Here is a 354-nt window from a genome sequence, read left to right as displayed (position 1 = left end):
CCGTCCCTTGAAATACTCCCGGCACGCGGTAATCCATGGAGCGCCGTCCCCGTTGATGACAAGAAGATCCCGGCAAGGATCATAGGCATATTCATTTATCAAAAATTCCTCGAAGCCTTCCCACACCTCCCCCTTGCCCTCATGGACGTAATGGCGCTGATTCACGAATTCGATCCGGGAGCCGTTGCGCTTCCATCCTTCGTGAACGGTCAGGATTTTTTGTCTTCCTTGGCCCGTTTTCCCTTCCCTTGGCGGGAAACAAACAGTCCATCGGCCTCCACCAACAGCACCCGTCCATATCGCTGGTCCACCGGGCAGTGCAGCGGAACTTCGGCCTCGAGCACCAACTGGCGG

At 56.5% G+C, this 354-nt stretch carries 1 pseudogene; it reads right to left on the bottom strand.

Annotation, left to right across the window (positions count from 1 at the left end):
- Positions 1 to 344, bottom strand: a pseudogene (locus tag DCC82_RS16060) (UPF0236 family transposase-like protein); the annotation flags it as partial.
- Positions 345 to 354: the final 10 nt, after the last annotated feature.

This window comes from Geobacillus sp. LYN3 (assembly GCF_003064505.1).
Taxonomy (GTDB): domain Bacteria; phylum Bacillota; class Bacilli; order Bacillales; family Anoxybacillaceae; genus Parageobacillus_B; species Parageobacillus_B toebii.
Note: the sequence above shows the minus strand (reverse complement) of the source record. Positions and strands in the feature narration are given on the sequence as shown.